This is a genomic window from Alcaligenes sp. EGD-AK7, assembly GCF_000465875.3.
GTDB lineage: Bacteria > Pseudomonadota > Gammaproteobacteria > Burkholderiales > Burkholderiaceae_B > Alcaligenes > Alcaligenes phenolicus.
Genome location: NZ_AVOG02000056.1, coordinates 234,622 through 254,256 on the forward strand (window position 1 = coordinate 234,622; position 19,635 = coordinate 254,256).

Sequence of the window (19,635 nt, forward strand, 5' to 3'; positions counted from 1 at the left end):
GGTTCACGCCGTCCGGAATTCGCATGACCTATCTCGTTCTGGCCCGCAAGTGGCGCCCCCGTTCCTTTGACACCTTGGTTGGTCAGGACCACGTGGTGCGCGCTCTGACGCACGCCCTGGATACCCAGCGCCTGCACCATGCCTGGCTGTTTACGGGCACACGCGGCGTGGGCAAGACCACCTTGTCGCGTATTCTGGCCAAGTCGCTGAACTGCGAAACTGGCATCACTTCCAAGCCCTGTGGCGTTTGCCGCGCTTGTACCGAGATTGATGCTGGCCGCTTTATTGATTATGTAGAGCTGGACGCCGCTTCCAACCGTGGTGTGGAAGAGATGACCCAGCTGCTGGAGCAGGCGGTCTACGCACCCAGCTCGGGCCGTTACAAGGTCTACATGATTGACGAAGTTCACATGCTGACCGGGCACGCCTTTAACGCCATGCTCAAGACGCTGGAAGAGCCGCCAGCGCACGTCAAATTCATTCTGGCCACGACCGATCCGCAAAAGATTCCGGTCACGGTCTTGTCGCGCTGTCTGCAATTCAATTTGAAGCAGATGACAGTGCCCGCGATTGTGGGCCATCTGCAAGACATTCTGACTCAGGAAGAAATGCAGTTCGAGCTGCCTGCCTTGCGTTTGCTGGCACAGGCAGCTGATGGCTCCATGCGCGATGCCTTGTCGCTGAGCGACCAGGCTATTGCCTATAGCGCGGGCGATCTTAGCGCCCAGGCTGTGCAAGCCATGCTGGGCACCATTGATCAACGCCACCTGGCGCAATTGCTGCAAGCGCTGGTCACTTACGATGCACAGGCCATTATGGGTGTGGCCGATGATCTGGCCTTGCGCGGCCTGTCTTATTCGGGCGCTCTGGCTGATCTGGCAACCTTGTTGTCCCGTATCGCCATCGAGCAGCGCATTCCCGGCACGATTTCTGATGATGATCCTCTGGCAGAGGCGGTGCGGCAACTAGCGCCCATGCTCTCGCCCGATCATGTGCAGTTGTTTTATTCGGTAGCGGTGCATAGCCGTCAGGAGCTGTCTTTGGCTCCGGATGAGTACGCCGGTTTTGTGATGGCGTGCTTGCGTATGCTGGCCTTGCTGCCCGAGCCCGTCTCGGCGTATGTGCCACCGCCAGCAGGGCCTTCGGGGTCTGATACTGCTGGTGCTGGTGCTGGTGCTGGCGCGGCTCAGGCTGCTCCCGCTCCTGCGGCAGCCCCCGCTGCCTCTGTTGATGCCGCCGCCTCTGCCGCGCCTCTACAGCAAGCTGCGCAGGGTGCGCAAACAGAGCCGAGCACGCAAACCGCACAAGCAGTACAAGCCGCGCAAACCACTCAGCCTGCGGTTAGCCCACAGGCCGCGTCTCAGCAGGCACAGGCTTCTGTCCCTGCAGCCGCCCCGGTCGCTGATGTTGCCCGTGCACATGCAGCCCAAGCAGCGCCAGTCGCAGAATCCATCCCTGCTGACGACGATTTTGTCCCGGCCTGGGAAGATGCTCCCGAGCCTGCCGGTGCAGGGGCCAGCTATGACTCTTCAGAGTCTGCCCCAGCGGATGCAAACTTTGACGCCCGTTCCGCGACCAGTCAGCCTCAAGAAGCTGCGACTGCAGTTGCTGGCAGCAGCGCTGTTGAAGCCGTCCAAGCGGCATCGACTCCATCCGCCCCGTCAGCCCAGCCAGCCGCAGAGCCCACCTCCGCATCCCAGGCTGATTCCTCTGCCGACCCTGTAGCGGAATCCTCCAAAGCCCAGGGCAAGAACAGTGCTCAGCCCCTGATGTCGTCTCAGGCCCAGGCCGCTGCCCGAGTAGACCCGGTGGCAGAAGAAGCGCCGCCAGCCGTCTCCACCCAGGACGGCCCGGAAGAGCCCGCCTGGCTGTCCGAGGGCATGGACGAAGAGTTCGAGAATTACCAACCTCTGGATATGGACGCGGCTCGTGCCGAAGAAGACGGCGATGTACCGTCTGTGTCCCTGTCTGATCGCTTCATGCCCGACACTGAACTGGGCCTGCCTGTACCGCAAAGCGGTTCGGACAGCCCGCGTACCGTCCGTCTGGGCGGCATGAAACCGGAAACCTGGCCTGAAGTGGCAACCAGCCTGCCCTTAAGTGGCTGGGCCGCTGAATTGGCCCGCCAGAGCGAATGGCTGGGCGTGAAAGGCCAGGAAATCCACCTGCGTGCCAAAATCAAGGCTACTGAAGGCAGCCAGGGCAAAGCGCGCTTGCGCACCGTTTTGTCGGAATACTTTGCCCAGTCCATTCAGTTGGTGATCGAATACGGGGATACGGGCGATGCCACCGCGCATGCCGTGGAGCAGGCCAAGCTGGCCGAGCGCCAGCGGCAGGCCGAAGAGCAGGTTGCCCAGGATCCCTTTGTCTTGAGCCTGATCCAGGACTTTGACGGCAGCGTCAAAGCCGGGTCGATCAAGGCCACTCCTTTGGTTCGGGCCGCCTGAATGGCCCCTTGTCAATTTATATCAATCAGGAAAACCAAACCATGATGAAAGGTCAGATTGCCGGCTTGATGCGCCAGGCGCAGCAAATGCAGGAAAACATGAAAAAGGCCCAGGAAGCCTTGGCCGATATCGAGGTCGAGGGCGTTTCCGGTGGTGGTCTGGTCAAGGTCATCATGAACTGCCGCCACGATGTGCGCCGTGTCTCTATCGACCCCAGCCTGCTGGAAGACGAAAAAGAGATGCTGGAAGATTTGATTGCTGCTGCCTTTAACGATGCACAGCGCAAAGCCGAGGCAACGTCGCAGGAAAAAATGGCGGGTGTTACCGCTGGCCTGCCACTGCCACCCGGTATGAAGTTCCCGTTCTAATGAACGAACCGCAGATCGCAGAGCCCGAACCGCTTCGGGCTCTGATCCAGGCTCTGCGTCGGCTACCCGGTGTGGGCGAGCGTAGCGCTCGCCGCATGGCCTACCACTTGTTGCAACACGACCTGGTAGGTGCCGACCAATTGAGCCGCGCTCTTGAACATGCCACGACGGCACTGCAGCACTGTCAGCGCTGCAATGGTTTCACTGTTCAACCTATCTGTGAGACCTGTGCCAATCCCCGCCGTGATCCGGCGTTGTTGTGTGTGGTGGAGACGCCTGCCGATCAAAACATGATCGAGGCTACGCATGGCTATCGAGGCCTTTACTATGTGCTGATGGGGCGTTTGACGCCGCTGGAAGGCATAGGCCCGGATGCCTTGCAATTTGACCGCTTGCTAGAGCGAGCCGGTGATGGCCAAGTGCAGGAAGTGATTCTAGCGACCAATTTCACCGCAGAGGGCGAAACCACCGCCCATCATCTGGCGGAAATGCTCACTAGCCAAGGTTTGAAAGTAACTCGACTGGCACGCGGTGTGCCAGCCGGGAGCGAGCTGGAGTACGTAGACCCCAGCACCATTGCCTGGGCCTTGATGGAGCGTCGCGCCACCTAATCGGGTTTGACCGCTTGGCGGACAAGGGGGGGACACCCCCCTTTGTTTTTTAGTATAAGTATCAGACCTAAATAATTAATGACCAACAACAAGAAGGGGATTGCCATGAAACTGACTCGTCGTCATGCACTCAAGCTGGTTGGAGCATCGGGATTGGCACTGTCGCTGCCAACATTGGCCCGTGCACAGGAAATCGAGAAAAAAAGCATCACGATTGCCGTCGGTGGCAAAGCGCTGATCTATTACCTGCCTTTGTCCATTGCCGAGATTAACGGCTATTTTGATGATGAAGGCCTCAAGGTCAAAGTGGCCGACTTTGCCGGTGGCTCCAAGGCCCTGCAAGCGGTTGTCGGTGGCAGTGCCGATGTCGTCTCGGGCGCTTTTGAGCACACCATCAACTTGCAGGCCAAAGGGCAGATGTACCGTGCCTTTGTGCAGCAAGGACGCGCACCGGCCATCGTTTTGGCCGTGTCCAACAAGACGATGGCTGACTATAAGTCGCCTGCGGATTTGAAGGGCAAGAAAATCGGTGTGACCGCACCGGGTTCCTCGACCAATATGATGGTCAACTTCTATCTGGAGCAGAATGGTCTGAAACCCTCGGACGTGGCCTTTATCGGTGTAGGCGCTGGCGCGGGTGCGGTTACTGCCATGCGTACGGGTCAGATCGATGCCATGGCTAACCTGGACCCGGTTATCGGCACCTTGCTCAAGGAGAACGAAGTACGTGTCATTGCTGACACCCGTACCGTTGCCGACACCAAGACCATTTTTGGCGGCAATATGCCTTCGGCCTGCTTGTACGCTTCTGAAGACTTCCTCATCAAGAATCCGAACACCGCTCAGGCCCTGGCCAACGCCATCGTACGCGCCGATAAATGGATTCAGGCCAACGACGCTGAAACCATTGCCAAAACCGTGCCTGCCACCTACCTGCTGGGTGATGTAGAGCTGTACAAGCAATGTCTGGACGCCAATAAAGAAGCACTCTCGCCAGATGGTCTGGTCGATGCTGATGGCCCCGCTACCGCCTTGAATGCGCTGGCCGCTTTTGTGCCGAATCTGGACGCATCCAAGATTGATACCAGCAAGATCTTCACCAACGAGTTTGCTGAAAAAGCCAACAAGAAGTATCCCAATGTCTGAGGCAGCACTTTCTTTAGATAACATCAGCTGTGTTTTTGCATCCCGCGATGGCAAAGGTACGTACACAGCGGTCCGTGACGCCAGCCTGAGCATTGCTCCAGGCGAATTTGTGTCGGTTGTAGGCCCAACGGGCTGCGGCAAATCCACGCTCCTGAACGTAGGGGCGGGTTTGCTGAGCCCTTCGTCGGGCGAAGTGCGTGTGTTCGGTAAACCCCTGGAAGGGGTGAACGAGCGCGCTGGCTACATGTTCCAGGGCGAAGCGCTGATGCCCTGGCGCAGTGCCGAATCCAACGTGATGGCCGGTCTGGAGTTTGCCGGTGTCCCGCAGGACGAGGCCCGCGCCCGTGCCCAGGAGTGGCTCAAGCGAGTCGGCCTGGGTGGTTTCGGGGATCGTTACCCGCATCAGATGTCTGGCGGTATGCGCAAACGTGTCATGCTGGCCCAGACCCTGATTCGTGATCCCGACATCATTCTGATGGATGAGCCGTTCTCGGCGCTGGACATTCAGACCCGTCAATTGATGGAAAACGAGGTGCTGGAGATCTGGATGGCGCAGCGTAAAGCCGTGCTGTTCATCACTCACGACCTGGATGAAGCCATTGCCATGAGCGACCGGGTGGTGGTCCTGTCGGCCGGGCCGGGCACTCATCCCATCGGCGAATTTCATGTCGATCTTCCACGCCCTCGTGACGTGGCCGAAGTACGCAACGACCCCCGCTTTGTCGAATTGCACGCGGCAATCTGGGCCGTCTTGCGTGATGAAGTTCTGAAGGGTTATGCCCAGCAAAAGCGTGCCTGATATGTCTAAATCTATTACTCAATCCAAGCTGGCCCTGCGCGGCTGGCAAATTTCGCTGCTCATCGTCATTCTGGCTGCCTGGCACTTTTTTACGCTGGACCCCAAAGTAGCCTTCTTCTTTGGCCAGCCACTGGAAGTGGTCAAGGTGATCTGGGCCTGGTTCGTCACCAATGGTGATATTTACCTGCACTTGGGCGTGACCTTGAGCGAAACCCTGCTGGCCTTTGCCATCGGTACGATTGCCGGTCTGGCTTGCGGTCTGTGGCTGGGGCTCTCGCCCCGTGCGGCGGCCTTGCTGGACCCGTATCTGACGGCGGCCAACTCCATGCCACGCGTGATTCTGGCGCCTATCTTCGGCATGTGGTTTGGTCTGGGTATCTGGTCCAAAGTGGCTCTGGCCGTGACTCTGGTGTTCTTTATCGTGTTCTTCAACGTATACCAGGGTGTGCGTGAAGTCAGCTCCACCTTGCTGGACAACGCCCGCATGCTGGGTGCCAGCCGTCGCCAGTTGCTGCGCCATGTCTATATTCCTTCGGCAACCAGCTGGGTGTTCTCCAGCCTGCACACCTCGGTCGGTCTGGCCTTTGTGGGTGCTGTGGTGGGTGAATACCTGGGTTCAGCCAGTGGGGTCGGTTATCTGATCTTGCAGGCAGAGGGCACATTGGACGTGAATACAGTGTTCGCCGGTATTGTTGTCCTGACGGTGTTTGCGCTGATCCTGGATGGGCTGGTCAGTGTCTTTGAGGATCGCTTGCTGGCCTGGCGGCCGCAAGGTGGCGGCACAGAAAAGCTCTGACCGCTGTCTGGCCCAAATGTCGAGAGAACCGGCTCCCGTTTCAGGAGTCGGTTTTTTTATGCCTGCTTGTTTTCGAGAGTGGGGACAGGGAGGAGACAGTTAGGCGCTTAAATACATAAAAGAACAAACATGACAGGATCGATATGTGGTTTTCACTCCTATCGCCCAGGCCCCAAAGTGCTATAGATCAAGGCCGCACCGCGTGATCGGTGTGTGCCAGCAGTCTTAGTACCTTGACGTGTTTGTTGTCAAACCAAGCAGATGGAGACGTACATGGAAAAACAGCATGACTACAACGCAATCGGCACGATTTACGAAGAGTTCAACCGGACCTCGCCCGCTCGGCTGGCAGAGGTCGCTACTGTGGAGCAGTTGCTGGGAGACGTGAAGGGCAAGTCTGTGCTGGATCTGGCCTGTGGTTATGGTTTTTTCGGGCGCCGGGCCTACGAGCAGGGGGCAGCCAAGGTCGTGGGGGTGGATATTTCGGAGAGCATGGTTAATCAGGCTAAAGACATTTCCAGGCAGCAGAAGGAGGATATTGAGTTCCGGGTGGGAGACGTGCTGCAGATGGGGGTAATCGGGCAGTTCGACCGGGCAATTGCGGCCTTTCTGTTCAATTACTCCCGGTCAGTGCAGGAGTTGGAGCAGATGTTCCAGGCCGTGGCAGATAATCTGAAACCGAATGGTCGCTTGGTGGCCTATACCGTGAACCCGGACTTTCAGTTGGGAAAGGAGGATGTGGCCAAGTACGGTTTGAAAGTGCTGACGGAGGAGCCGTACCAAGAGGGCTTTCGGCATACTGCACACTTTAATGTGGGGGCGCCGATTCGTTTTACCTATCACCGCTGGAGTAAAGAGCATTACGAAGCAGCCCTGGCAAAGGCGGGTTTTCGGTCCTTTCGCTGGCAGATGCCGTTATTGACTCAGCAGGCTTTGGATGCCTATCCGCCAGGCTTTTGGGAAGACTACAAGAAGAATTGTCCACAAATCAGCTTGCTTTGCGAACGTTGAAAGAAAGTGTGCTGGATTAGAAAAGTGTGGTGCGTATTGACCTGAGCAAGATCTGGCTGCAGTCCAGATAGGGCTCAAAGCAAATCAGCCCGGCGCAATGCCGGGCTGATTCTTTTTGCTGCTCAAGTTGTTGATCAAGCAGCGGGCTTCTTTCAGGGCTTTGCAGGATGCAAAGCCTTTTTATATCGCAGTGCCAGTGATCAAGCCTGCTGACGCGCTTGCTGAATCAAGGAGTCCAGCTTGATGCCATCCGCGGTGAACTGACGGATGCCTTCGGCCAGCTTTTCAGTAGCCATCGCGTCCTGGTTCAAATCCGTGCGGAAAGTGATTTCATTGCTGGCACGCCATTCGGGGGCAACCGCCTTGGCGCGCGCCACATCCAGCATGGCAGGGACTTCACCCTGGGCTGCATCCAGCTGGCCCAGCAGATCCGGGCTGATGGTCAGCAGATCGCAACCGGCCAGCGCCTTGATCTGGCCGACATTGCGGAAGCTGGCACCCATGATCTCCGTGGGGATGTCATAGGTTTTGTAGTATTCGTAAATGCTGCGGACCGAGCGCACGCCGGGATCGTTCTCGCCCTGGTTGGCGCTTTCGTCCCAGTCCTGGCCAGCGGTTTTCTTGAACCAGTCGTAGATGCGACCCACAAAGGGCGAGATCAGGGTGACTTTGGCCTGGGCGCAGGCGATGGCTTGCGGCAGGCAGAACAAAAGGGTCAGGTTGCAGTTGATGCCTTCGGCTTGCAGCGTACGGGCGGCCTGAATGCCTTCCCAGGTGCTGGCCAGCTTGATCAGTACCCGTTCGCGCGGCACACCGGCCTTTTCGTAATGCTGAATGATATGGCGGGCGCGCTCGACACTGGCCAGGGTATCAAAGGACAGGCGGGCATCCACTTCGGTGGAGACGCGGCCGGGAACAATGTCCAGAATTTGTTGGCCAAAGGCAACCAGCAACAGATCGCTGGTTTCAGCCAGGCTGGCGTGAGGGTGGTCGGCGATGACACGGTCCAGCAAGGGGCGATAGGCCGCCTGCTGGACAGCCTTCAAGATCAGGGAAGGATTGGTTGTTGCATCGGTAGGGCGATACGCACGCATCGCTTCAAAATCGCCTGTGTCGGCCACTACGGTTGTGCACTGGCGCAGGGAGTCAAGCTGAGTAGTCATGTCTGTTACTAGTCCATCGCAAAGCCATCAAACCAATCAATTACTGTAGTCGATTTTCCAGGTTTTCGTGCCTGGTTTCGGTGTTATTACCGATAAACTACCGGAAAAACCCCGTTTGAGCATATAATTAGAAGGTTTAATATTAATTTCAGAATCCGGGGTTTTTAACGTGCTGCCGTCTTTATTTCCTGAGGAGTCCCGCACTATCACTAGTGCCGTCCTAGCCCTGGCGGATGGAACCCTATTCAAAGGGGTATCAATCGGTGCCGAGGGGCACTGTGTTGCTGAGATCGTTTTCAATACAGCCATGACGGGCTATCAGGAAATCCTGACAGACCCAAGCTACAGCGGTCAAATTGTTACGCTTACCTATCCGCACATCGGTAATACCGGTGTCAATCCAGAGGACTCCGAATCCACCAAAGCCCACGCTGCCGGGCTTGTCATTCGCGATTGTCCCGCCCGCCTGTCCAACTTCCGCTCCACCCAGTCTTTGCCCGACTACCTGAAAGCTCAGGGCGTTGTGGCCATCTCCGGTATCGACACCCGCAAGCTGACTCGCATTTTGCGCGAGAAAGGCTCCATGGGTGCCTGCATCCTGGTGGGTGATGATGCCGAACGTGCACTGGAACTGGCCCGCTCTTTCCCTGGCCTGAAAGGTCAGGACCTGGCCAAGGTGGTTACCACCGACAAGTCCTACAACTGGACCGAAGGTTCGTGGGAACTGGGCCAAGGTTTCTCCAAGCCCGAAGGCGACCGCTTCCACGTGGTGGCTTACGACTTTGGCGTCAAGGCCAACATCCTGCGCCTGATGGCGGACCGTGGCTGTAAGGTCACCGTCGTGCCTGCGCAAACTCCATTGGCCGATGTGCTGGCTTACGAACCTGATGGCGTGTTCCTGTCCAATGGCCCTGGTGATCCGGAGCCTTGCGATTACGCAATCGAAGCTTGCAAGGGCTTGCTGGAGCGCAAGTTGCCTGTGTTTGGTATTTGCCTGGGTCATCAGATCCTGGGTCTGGCCGTAGGTGCTCAGACCTTGAAGATGAAAAATGGCCACCACGGTGCCAACCACCCTGTGCAGGAACTGGCCAGCGGCCGCGTGTTCATCACCAGCCAGAATCACGGCTTTGCGGTGGATGCCACAACCTTGCCAGCCAATGCCAAGGTCACGCACATTTCTTTGTTCGACCAGAGCCTGCAAGGCTTCGAGTTGACAGATCGCCCCGCGTTTTGCTTCCAGGGTCACCCCGAAGCCACTCCCGGCCCGCGCGATATTGCCTCGCTGTTCGACAAATTCATCAGCCTGATGGCTGCCCACCAGGCCAATAAATAAATCGCACTATGCCAAAGCGTTCAGACTTAAAAAGCATTCTTATCATTGGCGCAGGCCCGATCATCATTGGTCAGGCTTGTGAATTCGACTACTCGGGAGCCCAGGCATGTAAGGCCCTGAAGGCCGAGGGTTATCGGACTGTGCTGGTCAACAGCAACCCGGCCACCATCATGACGGACCCGGATACGGCCGACGTCACCTACATCGAGCCCATCACCTGGCAAGCTGTCGAGAAAATCATTGAAAAAGAGCGTCCCGATGCGCTCTTGCCCACCATGGGCGGCCAAACCGCGCTGAACTGCGCCCTGGATCTGGCCAAGCATGGCGTGCTGGAAAAATTCGGTGTCGAGCTGATCGGTGCCAACGCCGCTGCTATCGAAAAAGCCGAAGACCGCCTGAAATTCAAGGACGCCATGACCTCCATCGGTCTGGAGTCCGCCAAGTCCGGCGTGGCTCACAGCATGGACGAAGCCTGGGCGGTTCAAAAGCGTATCGCTGAAGAAATCGGCACCGCCGGTTTCCCCGTCGTGATTCGCCCCAGCTTCACGCTGGGCGGTACGGGCGGCGGTATTGCCTACAACCCTGAAGAATTCGAAACCATCTGCCGTCGTGGTCTGGAAGCATCGCCAACCAACGAACTGCTGATTGAAGAATCCCTGCTGGGCTGGAAAGAGTTTGAAATGGAAGTCGTGCGTGACCGCGCCGACAACTGCATTATTGTGTGCTCCATTGAAAACCTGGACCCCATGGGTGTGCACACCGGTGACTCCATCACCGTGGCTCCTGCCCAAACCCTGACCGACCGCGAATACCAGATCATGCGTAATGCATCGATCGCCGTATTGCGCGAAATCGGTGTGGATACCGGTGGTTCGAACGTACAGTTCGCGGTGAACCCCGATAACGGCCGCATGATCGTTATCGAAATGAACCCGCGCGTGTCCCGTTCCTCGGCTCTGGCTTCCAAAGCCACGGGCTTCCCTATTGCCAAGATCGCTGCGCGCCTGGCCGTGGGTTACACCCTGGACGAGCTGCTGAACGAAATTACCGGCGGTGCGACTCCCGCTTCGTTCGAGCCCACCATCGACTACGTGGTTACCAAGGTGCCACGTTTCGCTTTCGAAAAATTCCCTCAGGCCGACTCGCGCCTGACCACCCAGATGAAGTCCGTAGGTGAAGTGATGGCTATTGGCCGCACTTTCCAGGAATCCTTCCAGAAAGCCCTGCGTGGCCTGGAAGTGGGTGTGGATGGTCTGAACCAGAAAACCACCGACCGCGAAAAACTGCAGGTCGAGCTGGGCGAACCCGGCCCAGAGCGTATCTGGTACGTGGGCGATGCTTTCGCTCAAGGCCTGACCCTGGACGAAGTTCACAACCTGACCAAGATCGACCCCTGGTTCCTGGCCCAGATCAAAGAGATCGTGGACATTGAACTGGCTCTGGAGCAAAAGACGCTGGCCGATCTGGACCGCGACACCTTGTTCGGTCTGAAACGTCGTGGTTTCTCCGACCGCCGTCTGGCCTTCCTGCTGGACACCGTGGAATCGGAAGTGCGCAAACTGCGTCACCAGTTGAACGTGCGTCCTGTCTACAAGCGTGTGGACACCTGCGCGGCCGAATTCTCCACCGATACGGCCTATATGTACTCGACCTACGAGGAAGAGTGCGAATCCCATCCTACGGACAAGAAGAAGATCATTGTTCTGGGTGGTGGTCCTAACCGTATTGGTCAGGGTATCGAGTTTGACTACTGCTGCGTGCACGCTGCTTTGGCATTGCGCGAAGATGGTTACGAAACCATCATGGTCAACTGCAACCCCGAAACCGTTTCTACCGACTACGACACCTCCGACCGTCTGTACTTCGAGCCTCTGACTCTGGAAGACGTGCTGGAAATCGTTCATATCGAAAAACCCGTGGGCACCATCGTTCAGTACGGTGGCCAGACTCCGCTGAAATTGGCACGTGCTCTGGAAGCCAACGGTGTACCTATCATCGGTACCAGCCCTGAATCCATTGACGTGGCTGAAGACCGTGAGCGCTTCCAGAAGCTGCTGACCAAGCTGGGTCTGCGTCAGCCGCCAAACCGTACAGCTCGTACCGAAGGCGAAGCCATTGCTCTGGCTGCTGAAATTGGATACCCCCTGGTGGTGCGCCCAAGCTATGTGCTGGGTGGCCGCGCCATGGAAATTGTGCACGAGCAGCAAGACCTGGAGCGCTATATGCGCGAAGCGGTCAAGGTCAGCAATGACTCGCCCGTGCTGCTGGATCACTTCCTGAATAACGCCACCGAAGTGGACGTGGACTGCCTGGCCGATGGCGAGCGCGTGTTTGTGGGCGGTGTGATGCAACACATTGAACAAGCTGGTGTTCACTCCGGTGACTCCGCTTGCAGCTTGCCTCCTTACTCGCTCAGCGACGAAACCGTGGCTGAAATCAAGCGCCAGACCGCACTTATGGCCAAGGCCTTGAACGTGAAGGGCTTGATGAACGTGCAGTTCGCCATTCAGGATGGCGATGTGTACGTGCTGGAAGTGAACCCACGTGCTTCGCGTACCGTGCCGTTCGTGTCCAAGGCTACCGGTTTGCAGCTGGCCAAGATCGCCGCTCGCGCCATGGCTGGTCAGACTCTGTCCCAGCAAGGCATTACTGAAGAAGTCACGCCGTCTTACTACAGCGTGAAAGAAGCCGTGTTCCCCTTCGTGAAGTTCCCTGGTGTGGATACCATTCTGGGACCTGAAATGAAGTCCACCGGCGAAGTCATGGGTGTGGGCACCTCGTTTGCCGAAGCCTTCGTGAAGTCGCAGATGGCTGCCAGTGTGAACCTGCCCAAGGGCGGCCAGGCCTTCATCAGCGTGCGTGCTCAGGATAAACCACAAGCGGTTGAAGTGGCTCGTGGCCTGATTTCGCTGGGCTTCAAGGTTGTGGCTACTCGCGGTACCGCCAGCGCCATCGAACAGGCTGGTCTGGCTGTTCAAGTGGTGAACAAGGTTACCGAAGGCCGTCCGCACATTGTGGACATGATCAAGAATGGTGAAGTTTCCTTGGTCATCAATACGGTTGAAGAGCGTCGCAACGCCATCGTTGATTCGCGTACAATCCGTACACATGCGCTGGCTGCCAACCTGGCCTACTACACCACCATTGCCGGTGCTGTGGCGGCGGTTCAAGGCTTGCAGTATCTGAGCCAAGGTGAGGGCTTGAAAGTTTACGCGCTTCAAGAGCTGCACGCTCTGCTCGCGAAACACTAAGTCTTACCCGGCTGGAAAGGCGCACCTTAGTGGTGCGCCTTTTTTTGTTCTTGCATCAGACAAGACCAAGCCGTCGTATTGGGGCAGCACGCAGGCCACTGCCTGCACAGTGCAGAAGTTTTCTTCTTTGGAGATCATGTCGTGAAATGGTTCATTCTTGCCTTGTTCATCGTGTGCACGATTGTTGTGCACTTCAGGGGTAGAGTCAGGCACCGGTTTTCTCGCCAGTTGCTGGATCATTCCACCTTCACGGCTCCTTTGAACGTCTTTATGTACGGCTTTTCGGCAGTACCGAACGAGCCGTATCTGGATTTGAAACACTTTCCCGAGCTGAACAAGCTGCTGGAGCACTGCGATGAAATCCGTGCCGAGGCCGAGCAGCTATTTGGCGAAGGCCATATCAAGGCCTCGGACAAGTACAACGATGCGGGTTTCAACTCCTTCTTTAAAACCGGCTGGACGCGTTTTTACCTGAAGTGGTATGACGCGGATCATCCGTCAGCACGCGAACTGTGCCCGGTGACGACCAATCTGCTCAAGGACATTCCTTCGATCAAGGCGGCCATGTTCACCTCTTTGCCACCCGGTGCCCGTTTACCGCGTCACCGCGACCCTTATGCGGGTTCGCTGCGCTTTCACATGGGGCTGATGACGCCTAATAGTCCGGATTGCTATATCGAAGTGGACGGCCAGCGTTATCACTGGCGTGATGGCGAGGCCGTGGTGTTTGATGAAACCTTTATTCACTACGCCGAGAACAAAACGGATCAGAACCGCATTATCTTGTTTGCGGACGTAGAGCGCCCCATGCGTTACCGTTGGGCACAGGCGATCAATCACGCAGTGGGTGGTTTCTTGCTGCGCGCCGCTGCCGCTCCTAACCAGGAAGGCGACCGCACCGGTGGTATCAACCGTATTTTCGGTACGGTTTATGCAGTGCGTCGTTTCGGCAAGGCGATCAAGAAAAAGAACGAAACCCTGTACTACATCCTTAAGTGGTTGCTGGTGCTGGGCATTGCTGCCCTGATCTTCCTGTAAAAAGCAGGCAAAGATGCAAACCGTCTTTATCACGGGTGCCAGCAGCGGTCTGGGCAAAGCGCTGGCCCAGGAGTACGCCGCTCAAGGTGCTTGCCTGGGTTTGCTGGGCCGGCGTCAGGAAGAACTCCAGGCGCTGGCTGAGAGCTTGCCCGGTGTGCACCGTATCTATGTGGCGGATGTACGTGACAGAGACGCCTTGCATCAAGCGGCCCAGGACTTTTTGCAGTTCACAGGGCAAAAAATTGATGTGGTCATTGCCAGTGCGGGGATCAGCGCTGGCACCTTGACGGAAGAAACCGAGGATTTTGCCGTCTTCAAAGCCATTGTGGATACAAACCTTCTGGCCATGGTGGCGACCTTCGAGCCTTTTATCGGCACCATGAAAGCGGCGGGGAAGGGAGCCTTGGTGGGTATTGCCAGCGTGGCGGGTATTCGTGGTTTGCCCGGTGCGGGGGCTTATAGCAGCTCCAAGGCGGCTGTCATTGCCTACTGCGAAAGCTTGCGGCTGGAGCTGTCGCTATACGGTGTTTCTGTTGTCACCATTACGCCCGGTTATATTCGCACGGCCATGACGGCGCAGAATCCTTACTCCATGCCGTTTCTGATGCCTGCTGAGGACTTTGCCCGCAAAGCTCGCAAGACTATCGAGCAGGGCGTGTCCTATCGAGTCATTCCGTGGCAGATGGGAGTTGTCTCGCGCCTGATGCGTCTTTTCCCTAATTGGCTGTATGACCGTCTGGCTCGTCAGGCGCCGCGCAAGCCACGACTGAACAAAAAAAGCTGATCATTGCCCCTGTCGCTGATTTTTGAGGCCCTTGTTGGCCTCATCGTGGTTGGAAGGGGGGCTATGCTTATGGCCGCAACCGCAACCGCAACCGCAACCGCAACCGCAACCGCAACCGCAATAGTGCCTGTGGCTCTTCCTGGTATAGGGCCGTCGCTATCGCAAGGATGAAGGTTGCGGGTGTGGCGCTGGAGACACTGTCAGGAACTGATGAGGTGAGTCAGGCGGACAGGACTCCGCACAAGTCTCAGGCTGGTTTACCGAACGCTACAGCTAATCCGATCTGCGGGTACCTGCCTGATCATGGCTATGTATGGCTTAGACTTGCTCGTCCAGTGCCGTATTCAGATGTGGCAACTGCCCCCACTGCGTACAGGTCCAGTTCAAGTCTTTATCGATACTGAAGAAATTCAAACTGGTATTCAAAATGGCATGAGTGCGCTTGGCATTCAGCGCCTGCTGGTTCAGCTTGCGCCAAACCATATCAATGACACCACCATGGGCAAAGACCAGCAAGTTCTTGCCCGTATTGTCCTGCGCCAGCGCCTCAAAGCAGCTCAGAACCCGTGTTTGAAACTGACGCAGTGATTCGCCGCCCTCTACGGCGTAATCGATATCGACGGTATCGTCGGGCTGATCCGGCCCATGGCGGCCTGCCGCATCCCAGGCCTGGCCTTCCAGCTTGCCAAAGCCGCGTTCGCGCAGTCCCTGGACTTGCTGGATTTCAATATCCCAATGCTGACAGGCAATTGCCGCTGTTTCTGAGGCGCGTTGCAGATCGCTGCTGATGACGGCATCCACAGGCATGTGAAACGCCGGGGAGCTCAGGTAACTTTGCAGGGCACGGGCCTGTTCGCGGCCGGTCTCGTTCAGCTCTATATCCTGCCAGCCCTGTAAACGGCGTACGGCGTTCCAGGCGGTTTCACCATGGCGGATCAGACAAATAGACGTACTCATGCTGGCGTAATCACTCTGCTAGGGAATCGGACTGCCAAAGGCAGGCTGATTGTCTATTGTAATGGGCCAGTCAAGCACAGGCAGATAGAGGGGGTATATACCGCATATAGCGCGAGCATCGACGCCAAAAGGCAGTTTGAAACCTGTATTGGCTGGATCCATGTTGGGGTTTACCGCGTACTGCCTTATTTTCAGGTGCCTTGTTGAGTCTTTCACGTTTAAAATCATGCCTCAACGAATCAGCCAGTGCCTCAGGGAGCACTGCGCGACCGTCTGACCAATTGCGCTGTATTTCTTTATTCCTTTTCTGGAACCCTTTATGTCTCAGTCTTACTTCCCGCGTTGGCGCCGAGTGTCCGGCAGCGAACCCGGTGCGGTTGTGCAGCCCGACGAATGTCTGGCCACGCCGCAAAACATTGCCATGGGTGCGCAGCACGTGGTGGCCATGTTCGGCTCCACCATTCTGGCTCCCTTGTTGATGGGCTTTGATCCCAATCTGGCCATCTTGATGTCCGGTATTGGTACGCTGATTTTCTTTGTGTTTGTCGGTGGCCGGGTTCCCAGCTACCTGGGTTCCAGTTTTGCATTTATTGGCGGTGTGATTGCGGTTACCGGCTATGCCGGCAGCGGCCCGAATCCCAATATTGGCGTGGCCTTGGGGGCCATTATTATCTGTGGTCTGGTCTATACGCTGATCGGTGTTCTGGTCTGGGTGTTCAATGCCCGTACCCAGGGTGGGGCAGCGCGTTTGATCAACCATTGGATGCCTCCGGTTGTTACCGGCTCGATTGTGGCGGTGATTGGCCTGAACCTGGCTCCTATTGCGGCCAAGGGCGCGATGGGTAGCGGCACCTTCGATTCCATGATGGCCTTGATGACCGTATTGTGCGTGGGTGGTATTGCGGTCTACACCCGTGGGGTGGCTCAACGCTTGCTGATTCTGGTGGGTTTGGCTCTGGCTTGCGTGTTGTACTGGGTTTTCACCAATGTGATGGGCTACGGCACCCCAATCAACTTTGCGCCGGTTGCTGAAGCCGCCTGGCTGGGTCTGCCCAGCTTTTCTGCGCCTGTGTTCCAGGCTCATGCCATGACCGTGATTGTGCCGGTGGCCATTATTCTGGTGGCCGAGAATCTGGGTCACATCAAGGCGGTTAGCGCCATGACCGGTCAGGATCTGGACGGTTATCTGGGGCGTGCTTTCGTGGGTGATGGCGTGGCGACCATGCTGTCCGGCTCCGTAGGCGGCACTGGTGTGACGACTTACGCTGAGAATATCGGCGTGATGGCCGCTACCCGTATCTACTCGACGCTGGTGTTTGCCTTTGCTGCCGTGATCGCGATTTTCCTGGGCTTTTCGCCCAAGTTCGGTGCCGTGATCCAGTCGATTCCTGGCCCTGTGCTCGGTGGCATGTCCATCGTGGTGTTTGGTTTGATCGCTATTGCCGGCGCCCGTATCTGGGTGGTGAACCAGGTGGATTTCAGCGATAACCGCAATTTGCTGGTGGCAGCCGTCACCCTGATTCTGGGGGCTGGTAACTTCTCCTTGCAGTTTGGCGTGATTCGTCTGGACGGCATTGGCTGCGCCACCTTTGGTGCCATTTTGCTGCACGCTTTGTTGCGAGGCCGTCGCCAGAGTATGGTGTAGTCGGCCCAAGGCGGATCAAGACTGGCCTGGCTCTGACTAGTTTGGCCCTCAGCCTGTCGCCAGTCTTGACATAGCCTGCTCTAAACCCGTGGCCCTTGAGCTTCTGTTTTTTTACACAGGGGTTTCAGGGGCTTGCTATTTTCAGGCAGTTTGCCGACAATAGATCTCACACCCCGGTTCTTCGCGGGGTTTTTTTCTGCCGCAGAATTTCTCTGTGTCGGAAAAGCCATATTGGGGCAGCCGGCAGGTTTGGCTTGAGCAGTGTGTTTGAATGTACGCTGTAGGGTCAGCAGGACTTTCAAGTCGGCCGATTCAACCTGTTTGATTGTTTGCCCCATCATCGTTATCCCCCTATCTTCCAGGCGCTCCTGCTACGGAGCGTCTTTTACTTGTTGAGCAGGAATACTATGTCTGCGATCCCATTGACTGCGCAGGGCGCACAACGTTTGCAAGTCGAATTACACCGCCTCAAGACGGTGGAACGCCCGGATGTAATTAACGCCATCGCCGAAGCGCGAGCACAAGGCGATTTGTCCGAGAACGCCGAGTATGATGCCGCGCGCGAGCGCCAAGGCTTTATCGAGGGTCGGATTGCCGAATTGGAAGGCACTTTGTCCAATGCCCAGATTATCGAACCGGCCGCGCTGCAGGCGGATGGCCGCATCGTATTTGGTGCTACGGTTGAAATCGAGGACCTGGAGTCCGGCAACACCGTGACTTACCAGATTGTGGGTGACGTCGAGGCCGATATCCGTGCCAACAAGATCTCCATCTCCAGCCCTGTGGCTCGTGCCCTGATCGGCAAGAGCGAAGGTGATGTGGTCGAGGTCAAGGCGCCCGCCGGTATTCGTGAATACGAAATCCTGTCGATCAGTTACGTTTGACCTTGCTTCTGACAGCAGGCTTGCCCTGCTGTTGATTCGAGCACGCAAAAGAAAGGCCCCTGCACATTGTGCGGGGGCCTTATAATTTACGGCAGTTTAGCGTTTGCCCGAACCGCCCAGTCCGCGACGAGCACCTGCCCGCAAGGACATGGCACTGCCAGGACGGTTGGTATTGCTACGGGGCGCGGCAGCAGGTTTGACTGCCGAGAACTTTTGAACGCTGCGTGGTGCGGCCGAGGCTTTTTTCGCTTGGGTGCTGCTGCGTTCAGCTTGCATTTCAGCACGGCGAGCACGTTCCGTCTTGCGCGTACGCTGAACACCGGAAGCGGCCAGCTTTTTGGGCGTGTAAGGCTCCGAAGGCTTGCGCACCGCACGGGTAGGTTTTTCAACAGGCGCTCCCAAAACAGGGGGGCGTTCGATATTGGGTCTGTAGATGGTCAGGATTTTGCCCAGATGATGAATAGGGGCAGCATCGAGCGCATCGCAGATTTGTTCTAACATGGTCAGACGAGCCTGACGGTCATCACCGGCCACACGGATCTTGATGAGCTGGTGAGCCTGCAGGTGGACGGTGATTTCCTTGATCACGGCGTCGGTCAGGCCATTGTCTCCAATCAGGACAACTGGGCGCAGAGCGTGAGCAGCAGCACGAAGTTCGCTGCGCTCATGAGGTGTAAGGTTGAGTTTTGGCATAAAGAGATTGTACGGGAATGGCCAAGAAAAAATTCTCTAAAGAGTGGGTTCAGCAGCATATAAATGACCCCTACGTCAAATTGGCGCAACAAAAAGGGTATCGCGCGCGTGCGGCCTTCAAGCTCAGTGAAATATTGGATCTGGAGAAGATTCAGGTTCAGGGCAAGGTGGTGGTGGACCTGGGGTCTACGCCGGGCAGCTGGTCGCAATTGATACGGGAACGCATGGTCGGCCCTGGCGGTGTGCTAAATGGTCGCATTATCGCACTGGATATATTGGAAATGGAACCAATTGCCGGGGTAGAGTTCATGCAAGGCGACTTTCGCGAGGACTCTGTACTGGAGCAATTGCAAGATTCCTTAAAAGGTGCGGCGGTAGACCTTGTGATTTCGGATATGGCCCCCAACTTGTCTGGTGTGGCATCGGCCGATTCCGCCCGCATCCAGCATTTATGCGAGCTGGCACAGGAATTTGCCCTGCAGCATCTGACCGATGAAGGGGTACTGATCGTCAAAGCCTTCCACGGCAGCGGGTTTTCCCAGATCGTGGAGTCTTTCAAGCAGAATTTTGTCAGAGTCGTCGAGCGTAAACCCAAGGCTTCGCGTGATAAATCCTCCGAAACCTTTCTCGTTGCCCGTGGCTTGAAGCGCAGGTAATTTATGACTTGCCGGGCTTTGAATCGGGTAGAATGAACTATGTATGGCGCTTG

17 protein-coding genes are annotated in these 19,635 nt (G+C 56.8%); 14 read left to right on the top strand and 3 right to left on the bottom strand.

What is annotated here, in order from left to right:
• Nucleotides 1-23 precede the first annotated feature (23 nt).
• The 7 genes from dnaX (at nt 24) to N879_RS16785 (ending at nt 7,178) form a co-directional block, all read left to right on the top strand.
• The gene (dnaX, locus tag N879_RS16755) at nt 24-2,447 is read left to right on the top strand and encodes a DNA polymerase III subunit gamma/tau (RefSeq protein WP_009463061.1); all 2,424 of its coding nucleotides are present in this window, start codon (nt 24-26) and stop codon (nt 2,445-2,447) included.
• Between the two features lie 41 nt (nt 2,448-2,488).
• Nucleotides 2,489-2,815 carry a YbaB/EbfC family nucleoid-associated protein gene (locus N879_RS16760; protein ID WP_009463063.1) on the top strand — a complete coding sequence of 109 codons (327 nt, stop codon included), beginning with the start codon at nt 2,489-2,491 and terminating at the stop codon, nt 2,813-2,815.
• Entirely contained in the window at nt 2,815-3,426 is a 612-nt protein-coding gene (recR, locus tag N879_RS16765; protein ID WP_003803396.1) for a recombination mediator RecR, read from the top strand. The genes N879_RS16760 and recR overlap by 1 nt, the downstream gene beginning before the upstream one ends.
• A 105-nt stretch (nt 3,427-3,531) precedes the next feature.
• Nucleotides 3,532-4,572 carry an ABC transporter substrate-binding protein gene (locus tag N879_RS16770; RefSeq protein WP_031232993.1) on the top strand — a complete coding sequence of 347 codons (1,041 nt, stop codon included), beginning with the start codon at nt 3,532-3,534 and terminating at the stop codon, nt 4,570-4,572.
• Nucleotides 4,565-5,371: an ABC transporter ATP-binding protein gene (locus N879_RS16775; protein ID WP_009463065.1), complete on the top strand. Its 807-nt coding sequence runs from the start codon at nt 4,565-4,567 to the stop codon at nt 5,369-5,371. The genes N879_RS16770 and N879_RS16775 overlap by 8 nt, the downstream gene beginning before the upstream one ends.
• A 1-nt stretch (nt 5,372) precedes the next feature.
• Nucleotides 5,373-6,167: an ABC transporter permease gene (locus N879_RS16780; protein WP_009463067.1), complete on the top strand. Its 795-nt coding sequence runs from the start codon at nt 5,373-5,375 to the stop codon at nt 6,165-6,167.
• 273 nt (nt 6,168-6,440) lie between these two features.
• Nucleotides 6,441-7,178, top strand: coding sequence for a class I SAM-dependent methyltransferase (locus N879_RS16785; protein ID WP_009463069.1), 738 nt, complete (start codon nt 6,441-6,443; stop codon nt 7,176-7,178).
• A 200-nt stretch (nt 7,179-7,378) separates the two neighbouring features.
• Here the strand turns inward: N879_RS16785 and tal are convergent, their stop codons facing one another.
• Nucleotides 7,379-8,341, bottom strand: coding sequence for a transaldolase (tal, locus tag N879_RS16790; protein WP_009463071.1), 963 nt, complete (start codon nt 8,339-8,341; stop codon nt 7,379-7,381).
• Nucleotides 8,342-8,510: 169 nt separating this feature from the next.
• On the opposite strand from tal, the gene carA reads away from it, so the two are divergent.
• The 4 genes from carA (at nt 8,511) to N879_RS16810 (ending at nt 14,747) form a co-directional block, all read left to right on the top strand.
• Nucleotides 8,511-9,674 (top strand): glutamine-hydrolyzing carbamoyl-phosphate synthase small subunit, encoded by a 1,164-nt coding sequence (carA, locus tag N879_RS16795; RefSeq protein WP_035270978.1) that lies wholly within the window; start codon nt 8,511-8,513, stop codon nt 9,672-9,674.
• Nucleotides 9,675-9,682: 8 nt separating this feature from the next.
• Entirely contained in the window at nt 9,683-12,925 is a 3,243-nt protein-coding gene (gene carB / locus N879_RS16800; RefSeq protein ID WP_022983490.1) for a carbamoyl-phosphate synthase large subunit, read from the top strand.
• Nucleotides 12,926-13,066: 141 nt separating this feature from the next.
• Nucleotides 13,067-13,963 carry a lipid A hydroxylase LpxO gene (gene lpxO / locus N879_RS16805; protein WP_026485242.1) on the top strand — a complete coding sequence of 299 codons (897 nt, stop codon included), beginning with the start codon at nt 13,067-13,069 and terminating at the stop codon, nt 13,961-13,963.
• A 13-nt stretch (nt 13,964-13,976) separates the two neighbouring features.
• Nucleotides 13,977-14,747 (top strand): SDR family oxidoreductase, encoded by a 771-nt coding sequence (locus N879_RS16810; RefSeq protein WP_022983493.1) that lies wholly within the window; start codon nt 13,977-13,979, stop codon nt 14,745-14,747.
• Between the two features lie 318 nt (nt 14,748-15,065).
• Here the strand turns inward: N879_RS16810 and N879_RS16815 are convergent, their stop codons facing one another.
• Nucleotides 15,066-15,704 (bottom strand): histidine phosphatase family protein, encoded by a 639-nt coding sequence (locus N879_RS16815; protein WP_009463079.1) that lies wholly within the window; start codon nt 15,702-15,704, stop codon nt 15,066-15,068.
• A 319-nt stretch (nt 15,705-16,023) separates the two neighbouring features.
• On the opposite strand from N879_RS16815, the gene N879_RS16820 reads away from it, so the two are divergent.
• Nucleotides 16,024-17,349, top strand: coding sequence for a solute carrier family 23 protein (locus N879_RS16820; protein ID WP_009463081.1), 1,326 nt, complete (start codon nt 16,024-16,026; stop codon nt 17,347-17,349).
• A gap of 407 nt (nt 17,350-17,756) precedes the next feature.
• A complete protein-coding gene (gene greA / locus N879_RS16830; protein ID WP_022983494.1) occupies nt 17,757-18,233 on the top strand; it encodes a transcription elongation factor GreA in 477 nt (158 codons plus the stop codon).
• A 96-nt stretch (nt 18,234-18,329) separates the two neighbouring features.
• Here the strand turns inward: greA and N879_RS16835 are convergent, their stop codons facing one another.
• Nucleotides 18,330-18,926, bottom strand: a complete 597-nt coding sequence (locus tag N879_RS16835) for a YhbY family RNA-binding protein (protein WP_009463087.1) — start codon at nt 18,924-18,926, stop codon at nt 18,330-18,332.
• Nucleotides 18,927-18,943: 17 nt separating this feature from the next.
• Here N879_RS16835 and N879_RS16840 point away from each other — a divergent pair, with 17 nt between their 5' ends.
• Nucleotides 18,944-19,582, top strand: coding sequence for an RlmE family RNA methyltransferase (locus tag N879_RS16840; protein WP_009463090.1), 639 nt, complete (start codon nt 18,944-18,946; stop codon nt 19,580-19,582).
• The last annotated feature ends 53 nt before the right edge of the window (nt 19,583-19,635 follow it).

Coding starts and splice junctions, on each gene's coding strand:
- dnaX (WP_009463061.1), top strand. CDS start 24: ATGACCTATCTCGTTCTGGCCCGCAAGTGGCGCCCCCGTTCCTTTGAC.
- N879_RS16760 (WP_009463063.1), top strand. CDS start 2,489: ATGATGAAAGGTCAGATTGCCGGCTTGATGCGCCAGGCGCAGCAAATG.
- recR (WP_003803396.1), top strand. CDS start 2,815: ATGAACGAACCGCAGATCGCAGAGCCCGAACCGCTTCGGGCTCTGATC.
- N879_RS16770 (WP_031232993.1), top strand. CDS start 3,532: ATGAAACTGACTCGTCGTCATGCACTCAAGCTGGTTGGAGCATCGGGA.
- N879_RS16775 (WP_009463065.1), top strand. CDS start 4,565: ATGTCTGAGGCAGCACTTTCTTTAGATAACATCAGCTGTGTTTTTGCA.
- N879_RS16780 (WP_009463067.1), top strand. CDS start 5,373: ATGTCTAAATCTATTACTCAATCCAAGCTGGCCCTGCGCGGCTGGCAA.
- N879_RS16785 (WP_009463069.1), top strand. CDS start 6,441: ATGGAAAAACAGCATGACTACAACGCAATCGGCACGATTTACGAAGAG.
- tal (WP_009463071.1), bottom strand. CDS start 8,341: ATGACTACTCAGCTTGACTCCCTGCGCCAGTGCACAACCGTAGTGGCC.
- carB (WP_022983490.1), top strand. CDS start 9,683: ATGCCAAAGCGTTCAGACTTAAAAAGCATTCTTATCATTGGCGCAGGC.
- N879_RS16810 (WP_022983493.1), top strand. CDS start 13,977: ATGCAAACCGTCTTTATCACGGGTGCCAGCAGCGGTCTGGGCAAAGCG.
- N879_RS16815 (WP_009463079.1), bottom strand. CDS start 15,704: ATGAGTACGTCTATTTGTCTGATCCGCCATGGTGAAACCGCCTGGAAC.
- N879_RS16820 (WP_009463081.1), top strand. CDS start 16,024: ATGTCTCAGTCTTACTTCCCGCGTTGGCGCCGAGTGTCCGGCAGCGAA.
- greA (WP_022983494.1), top strand. CDS start 17,757: ATGTCTGCGATCCCATTGACTGCGCAGGGCGCACAACGTTTGCAAGTC.
- N879_RS16835 (WP_009463087.1), bottom strand. CDS start 18,926: ATGCCAAAACTCAACCTTACACCTCATGAGCGCAGCGAACTTCGTGCT.
- N879_RS16840 (WP_009463090.1), top strand. CDS start 18,944: ATGGCCAAGAAAAAATTCTCTAAAGAGTGGGTTCAGCAGCATATAAAT.